Genomic DNA, 6994 nt, shown 5'->3' on the forward strand with positions numbered 1-6994 from the left:
GTACAACTATAATAGGTTGTATTACCCTAAAAACCTATCCTCAATTTATATTTTAACACGCTTCAGCCGAAGAGCATTTGTTACAACGGAAACAGAACTAAATGCCATCGCTGCTCCGGCTACCCAAGGCTCTAATAAGCCACTTGCTGCAATCGGTATACCAATTGCGTTATAGAATAAAGCCCAGAATAAATTTTGACGAATATTTTTCATTGTTTTTTCACTTAAATCAATCGCTTGTGGAATGTGTCCTAAGTCGCCTCCAACTAATGTAACATCAGCTGCTTCAATTGCTACATCTGCTCCTGTTCCAATTGCCATTCCAATATCTGCTTTTGCTAATGCTGGCGCATCATTGATTCCATCTCCAACCATCGCTACGCACTTACCTTGCTGCTGTAATTGTTCCACAATATTCGCCTTTTGCTCCGGTAATACTTCTGCATAAACATGCTCAATACCCACCTGCTTTGCAATTGCTTCCGCAGTTCGGTTATTATCACCTGTTACCATATAGACATCAATTCCAGCAGATTTCATCGCATGAATGGCTTCTTTTGAACTTTCTTTTATCGTATCCGCCACAGAAATCATTCCTGCAAATTGATCTGCAATCGCTACAAGCATAACTGTTTCTCCATCAGCTTCCTGCTTGCTCATCACTTCTTCATACTCCGCTATATGAATACTGTGTTTGCTCATTAATTTTCGTGTTCCAATAATAACTGACTTACCTTCTATAAGAGCTTCTATCCCATGTCCAGGTACTGCCCGAAAATCTTCTACAGATAATAAAGTAATTTCTTTTTGCTTTCCATATTCTACAATCGCAGATGCCAATGGATGTTCTGAAACATTTTCTGCTGACGTAACAAATGTTAACATATCATCCTGCAAACTCATAACATTCGTCACTTCCGGTTTTCCTTTTGTAACAGTTCCTGTTTTATCTAGTAAAACCGCATTAACTTTATGTGTTGCTTCTAAATACTCTCCACCTTTAAAGAGAATACCTTTTTCTGCTCCTTTTCCAGTACCAACCATAATAGATGTTGGTGTTGCTAAACCAAGTGCACAAGGACAAGCAATTACTAATACTGCTATCGCAACTTCAAGTGATTGCGGTAAATTTTGTTGTGTAATCGCGAAATACCAAATGAAAAAAGCAATTGCCGCAACACCTACCACTATCGGAACAAATATACCAGAAATTGTATCTGCCATACGCTGAATTGGCGCTTTGGATCCTTGAGCTTCTTCGACAATTTTAATAATATTTGCAAGTGCTGTATCTTTCCCAATTTTTTCAGCACGCATTGTTAACGTACCGTTCTTATTAATGGTTGCGCCTATTACGGCATCTCCAGCTTGCTTTTCCACAGGAATAGATTCACCTGTAATCATTGCTTCATCAACCGAGGATGTACCTGATAACACTATACCATCTACGGGTATTTTCCCGCCCGGTTTTACAACAATTGTATCGCCAATGACAACACTTTCAATTGGAATCAACATTTCATTTCCATCACGGATAACCAATGCTTCCTTTGCTTGCAAATTTAATAATTTTGAAATTGCTTCTGTTGTTCTTCCTTTCGCAACTGATTCAAAATATTTTCCGACCAGAATTAGCGTAATAAGTACTGCACTTGTTTCAAAATAAAGCTGCGGTGAGTACGATGGATTCTGTAATGTTTTCAATCCTTCATATAGGCTATAAAAATATGCCGCTGATGTCCCAAGTACAACAAGTACATCCATATTCGCACTCTTATTTCGTAACGAGCGATATGCCCCAACATAAAATTGAGAACCTATATAAAATTGTACTGGTGTTGCAAATAATAATTGTACCCACGGGTTCATTAAAAAGTGTGGCATCGGTAGCCCAATTTCAAAGGGCATATGTGACATCATTGTATAAAGAAGCGGTAATGATAACAGAATAGAAAGAAACAGCTGCTTTCGTTTCCCTTTTAATTGCTCTTCTTTTTTATTAGACCCAGATTCCCCTTGAAGCTTACCTTTATACCCCAATTTCGTTATTTTTTCCAAAATAGTTTCTATTGTAATAAGACCATCTTTATATACGATTGTTGCAGTGTTCATCGCTAAATTAACAGTAATATTTTCGATCCCTTCCATTTTACGAATTACTTTTTCAATACGATTTGAACACGCAGCACATGTCATTCCTTCAATATCTAAATTTATTTTTTTCGTTCGAACTTCATATCCTAATTTCTCAATACGACTTGTAATCACCTCTACAGTTTGCTCATCTTCATCGTATTGAACAGTTGCTTGTTCCATCGCTAAATTCACATTTGCTTTTACACCATCTAGTTTATTTAACACCTTCTCAATCCGCGCAGAACAAGCGGAACATGTCATTCCTTCAATACCAACTGTTATTTGTTTTGTTTTACTCATACAGTCCATCTCCTCCCTATTTCGAGAACTGTTTGATGACTTTCATTAACTCTTGGATAGATGCATCTCCATTACCTTCTTGAATCGCTTTAGCTACACAATGATTTGTGTGACGCTCTAACAATGAAAAACCAACTTTATTTAACGCTGCTTGCACCGCAGAAACTTGAATAAGTACATCTACACAATAGCGATTGTCTTCAACCATCTTTTGAATACCCCGAACTTGACCTTCAATTCTTCTTAAACGTTTTACAACTTTCTCAATTTCTTCATCCGTTCTTGGAACCATCTTTTCATGATTTGAACAATGCTCCATCAATATACCCCCTCCTATGCATACATTATACCCGTAAGGGGTATTTTATTGCAAGTTTTTAATTGAATTTTTATAAAAATCCATACTTGCCTATATTCTCTAAATGTGGTGTAATGCTAAAAAAGATAAAGGATAAAAAACTACATGCAAGAAATAATTCGAGATTTACTTACAGAGCATTACACAATTGCAATTCCACTCAGCATCCTATTCAATATCATTATTAGCTTACTTGGGGTTATCCCAAGCATATTTTTAACTGCAATTAACATACAGCTTTTCGGATTAACAGACGGAACAATTATCTCGATCACAGGTGAGGCATTAGGCGCAATTGTTTCATTTTATTTCTATCGACTAGGGCTTCAAAAATTTACCCATAACAAAATGAACCATTATCCCAAAGCAGAGCGTCTTCTTTATGTACAAGGCAAAGAAGCATTTTTGCTCGTTCTATCATTTCGACTTGTTCCATTCATTCCATCAAGCATTGTTACCTTATTTGCAGCTTTAGGAAAAATGTCATTATTCTCTTTCAGCATTGCAAGTACCATTGGTAAAATACCAGCACTACTCATCGAAGTATATTCTGCATACTATGTCATGAACGGAACAAGTGAAGTAAAGTGGATTATAGCAATTGCCGGTTGTATTGGATTATTGTATATATGGAAAAAGCAAAAAAAAAATAAATAAAAAAAGGAGCAATTTGCTCCTTTTTTATTTATTTCACACCAACTGCATCATAGGATTGCTTCACCGCTGTAACTTCTGCAGAAGTTGCGCCATATAAATCAGCTGCCGCTTGGACTAAACCAGCGCGAGCTTGACTAAATGTAGTAGATTGAGTGAAATATTGTGTATTTGCACGATAATAGATTGCTCCTAACTTATCGTTACCAACACCATTCACAGTTACACCATAATGTGTACCACCATTTGCTAGTAAATAAGCCGCTTTATTAATAATTCCGCTGTTCGTATGAACACCACCGTTATCGCTAGAGCCAGTGTAACGCTTAGAATAATGATCTGGATCACCATACTTTGTTGGATCACTCATGGAACGAAGTGCATCCCCTGCTTTACCAGGCGTATAAATGTCTTCTCCAATTTCCCAATCTGGATTACGATTATCATAGTATTCTACTAATGTACCAAAAATATCAGAAACCGCTTCATTTAATGCACCTGACTCATTTTGATAAATTAAATTTGAACTATTTTCTGTAACAGCATGCGTTAATTCATGTCCAACTACATCAATTCCGCCAGATAATGAAGTAAATGTAACTCCATCACCATCTCCATATACCATTTGTGAACCGTTCCAGAAGGCATTATTGTAATTGCTTCCATAGTGGACCGTTGATTTTAACGGAGCCCCTGCATCATTAAGAGAATTTCGATTAAATGCATTTTTATAGTAATCATATGTTACACCTGCATAATAATGAGCATCTACTGCAGCTGCATCATATTTTACATTGAAAATATTATCTGTATCTGCCCACAGCGTTCCAGGTAGTGTAGATCTGTTTTTCGCATCATATGTGAAAATTTGTGCTCCGCGTGTATTATCTTGTAAGTAATAAGTGGAGCCAGATAATGTAGTATTGATGGATTTTGTATCCCCTAATACACCTGTACCTGTCCCAACTTTATTTGTTCCCGTTACAGTTTTAACAACTGCCTTCGCATCTTGCTTTACAGCATCTTGCTTAATTGGTGATTTATCCTCACCTGTTACATGATCAATTGTATTGTATTTATTTAATACTTTACCGCTATCTGCCTCAATGAAATAATAATAGTTTCCTGGTTTCGGATCTAAGAAATTCAATTTTACAACATATGCATATGTTGTATCCTCACCATTTTGGTACACATATAAGTCTGCTGTTGGCTCTACCTCATACTTCGGTGTTAATCCTAAATCTTGTTGTGCAATTTCAATCGCTTTTTTGCCTTCAATCTTATTCTTATTTTTTAGTTTTTCTTTCTTGTCTAAATCTGGTACAACCGTTCCAGATAATACTTTTAATGAACCATCTTTACTCACATGCGCTAGTTGAGTAGATGCCCATACAGGTGTCCCCTCGTATACTTGTTGCATACGCACCACTGTTGAATCAGTTACAGAATCCTTTTTCACTTGTTTCACTTTAAAGGAATCCTCAGCACTCTTTTCCCCTAACTTATACTCTTGCTTCGCCGTATTTAAATAATCAAACACAACCGATTCTGCTTTTTTTCCAGTTGCCCCAGTTAAATCACCCGAAATAAACTCAGGTGACTGTACTGCTTCATTGTACTTTTTTGTAGAGAGCACATTCTTTGAATCTGCGAATGCAGAGCTTGTCCCTCCAAATGTTGTAACTGCCATCCCTGCCGCTAACACCAATGCTAAACTCTTCTTTTTCATATAACCTTCCCCCTAATAAAAATTTTTTTTGAAAAAGAGTAATTTTATATTAGCATTAAGTTTCTAATATTAATATATTAAAAATTCAAATAATTTATTTCTCAAGTTTTGTAGAATTTTGGAGAACAATTATTGAGAAAGGCCCTTTCCGTTTGGAAAGGGCCTTTCTCAATGTTATTATAAGTTTACTGATTGAGACGAATTAACTTCTTGACCATAATTATCTGGTTTCCAAGCATACTGCACGTCGAATACTACCGCCAACACAGTCATAATCACAAATGTTCCTAAGATCATCTTTTTCATACTATAACTCCTCCCTCTTCTTCTAACAGAATAATTGCTAATTTATAATATCGATTACTTTCTTGAAATTCCAACAATTCTTCGAAGTATTCAGCAAGTTCTAAATACACCTTCTTTAAATCTTTAATATTCTTTTCAGCTTTAAAAAAAGGTAACGCTTCTGTTTCTAAAAACTTCTTATAAACTTCTTTTTTCTCAAAATATTTATACTGAAGAATTAATAATAAATACAATAAACTTTTATATCTATCATCTTTTCTGGCGGCGGAAATTCCCTTTTCAATCCATCCTCTCGCTTCCTCAAATTCTTTTAACTGGACACATTGCAAAGAAATTTCATACATAACATCAATATAATTTAAATCTTCTTCCTTTTTATACTGCAGGCACTTTAAATAATATTCTTTCGCCTTCGCATAATTATTTTGACGATAATATAAATACCCAATATTATTTAAAGCAATTGACATAATATTATCTTTATCCGCGAAAGAATTTGCCTCTCTTAAAATATGATTATAAATTCCCATAGCTTCACTATACTGTTTTTTTCGTATATAACTAAAAGCAATTAAAAGTTGACAATTAATTACATGCCTAAACTTATACTCATTTCGAAACCCTTCTAACGCAATATTAGCAAAATACAGTGTCATATGATCAATTTCCATCTGACTATACGTAAGCGCCAAATTATAATAAATTCCAGTTTCATAGTACCCTTGTTCTTTCGCCATAGATTCTGTGTCTAATAGGTACTCCAGCGCCTGTTTATATTTATACTGCATGCAATAAAATAACGCCTTACTATACGTGTACAACAATTTCTGAAATGGCGAATACTTCTTATACATCTTCTTCAACTTCTCTAGTTCTTCTTCAAGTGCCGGGAGATCCCTTTTCATAATTAAATAACGCGTATACAGTAAGTTATAATAATTTATGATCTCAAAATCTAAAACATGCTGTATTTCATTTTGCAAATCATTATATATGCGTTCAACCTGTTGCTTGTCCAAATGAATTAAAGCATTTAACCACTCATCCAACTTCTCTTTTACTTCTTCTTCTACATCTCTCAAATCCGACACAGCAATCTCTAACCTCGCGCAGAGCAGCTGCAAAATTTCCTCCGATGCTTCTATCTTTCCATTTTCGATCTTACTTAAATATGAGACGGAACAAATGCCCTGACATAATTCTTCTTGTGTCATTTTTTGCTGTAGCCGTTTATAAAAAACTTGTTTTCCAATTTTCTCTAGCGATTGTTGCATTGTCCTCCTCCATTCTTAATTACCCTCACTACTTTAATAATACATAAAACTAAAGAAAATATAAATTAATAAATTTAAATTTTCTAAAAAATATCCAGTAATTCATTTCATTCTCCCCTAAACTACTAAATTTCTTACCTATATAAATCCATTTTAATTTTTCGACATCTACATCCCTGCTATGCAGAATAAAAAGTAACCTACACTCTAATCTGTACCCTTTGTAAAGGACAT

At 35.1% G+C, this 6994-nt stretch carries 6 protein-coding genes; 1 reads left to right on the plus strand and 5 read right to left on the minus strand.

Features of this window, described 5'->3' with window-relative positions:
• Positions 1 to 45: 45 nt before the first annotated feature.
• Both ACIQ7L_RS23075 and ACIQ7L_RS23080 read right to left on the minus strand, forming a co-directional pair.
• Entirely contained in the window at positions 46 to 2436 is a 2391-nt protein-coding gene (locus ACIQ7L_RS23075; RefSeq protein WP_400571958.1) for a heavy metal translocating P-type ATPase, read from the minus strand.
• Between the two features lie 16 nt (positions 2437 to 2452).
• Entirely contained in the window at positions 2453 to 2755 is a 303-nt protein-coding gene (locus ACIQ7L_RS23080) for a metal-sensing transcriptional repressor (protein ID WP_400571960.1), read from the minus strand.
• Positions 2756 to 2899: 144 nt separating this feature from the next.
• On the opposite strand from ACIQ7L_RS23080, the gene ACIQ7L_RS23085 reads away from it, so the two are divergent.
• On the plus strand, positions 2900 to 3451 hold the full coding sequence (locus ACIQ7L_RS23085; protein WP_400571962.1) for a TVP38/TMEM64 family protein: 552 nt from the start codon (positions 2900 to 2902) through the stop codon (positions 3449 to 3451).
• Positions 3452 to 3479: 28 nt separating this feature from the next.
• Here the strand turns inward: ACIQ7L_RS23085 and ACIQ7L_RS23090 are convergent, their stop codons facing one another.
• The 3 genes from ACIQ7L_RS23090 to ACIQ7L_RS23100 form a co-directional block, all read right to left on the minus strand.
• On the minus strand, positions 3480 to 5180 hold the full coding sequence (locus tag ACIQ7L_RS23090) for a M4 family metallopeptidase (RefSeq protein ID WP_400571964.1): 1701 nt from the start codon (positions 5178 to 5180) through the stop codon (positions 3480 to 3482).
• A gap of 177 nt (positions 5181 to 5357) precedes the next feature.
• On the minus strand, positions 5358 to 5486 hold the full coding sequence (locus ACIQ7L_RS23095; protein WP_400571966.1) for an NprX family peptide pheromone: 129 nt from the start codon (positions 5484 to 5486) through the stop codon (positions 5358 to 5360).
• Complete coding sequence (locus tag ACIQ7L_RS23100; RefSeq protein ID WP_400571968.1) at positions 5483 to 6760, minus strand: helix-turn-helix domain-containing protein; 1278 nt, start codon at positions 6758 to 6760, stop codon at positions 5483 to 5485. The genes ACIQ7L_RS23095 and ACIQ7L_RS23100 overlap by 4 nt, the downstream gene beginning before the upstream one ends.
• Between the last annotated feature and the right edge of the window lie 234 nt (positions 6761 to 6994).

This window comes from Bacillus sp. NPDC094106, from assembly GCF_044764345.1.
Taxonomy (GTDB): Bacteria; Bacillota; Bacilli; order Bacillales; family Bacillaceae_G; genus Bacillus_A.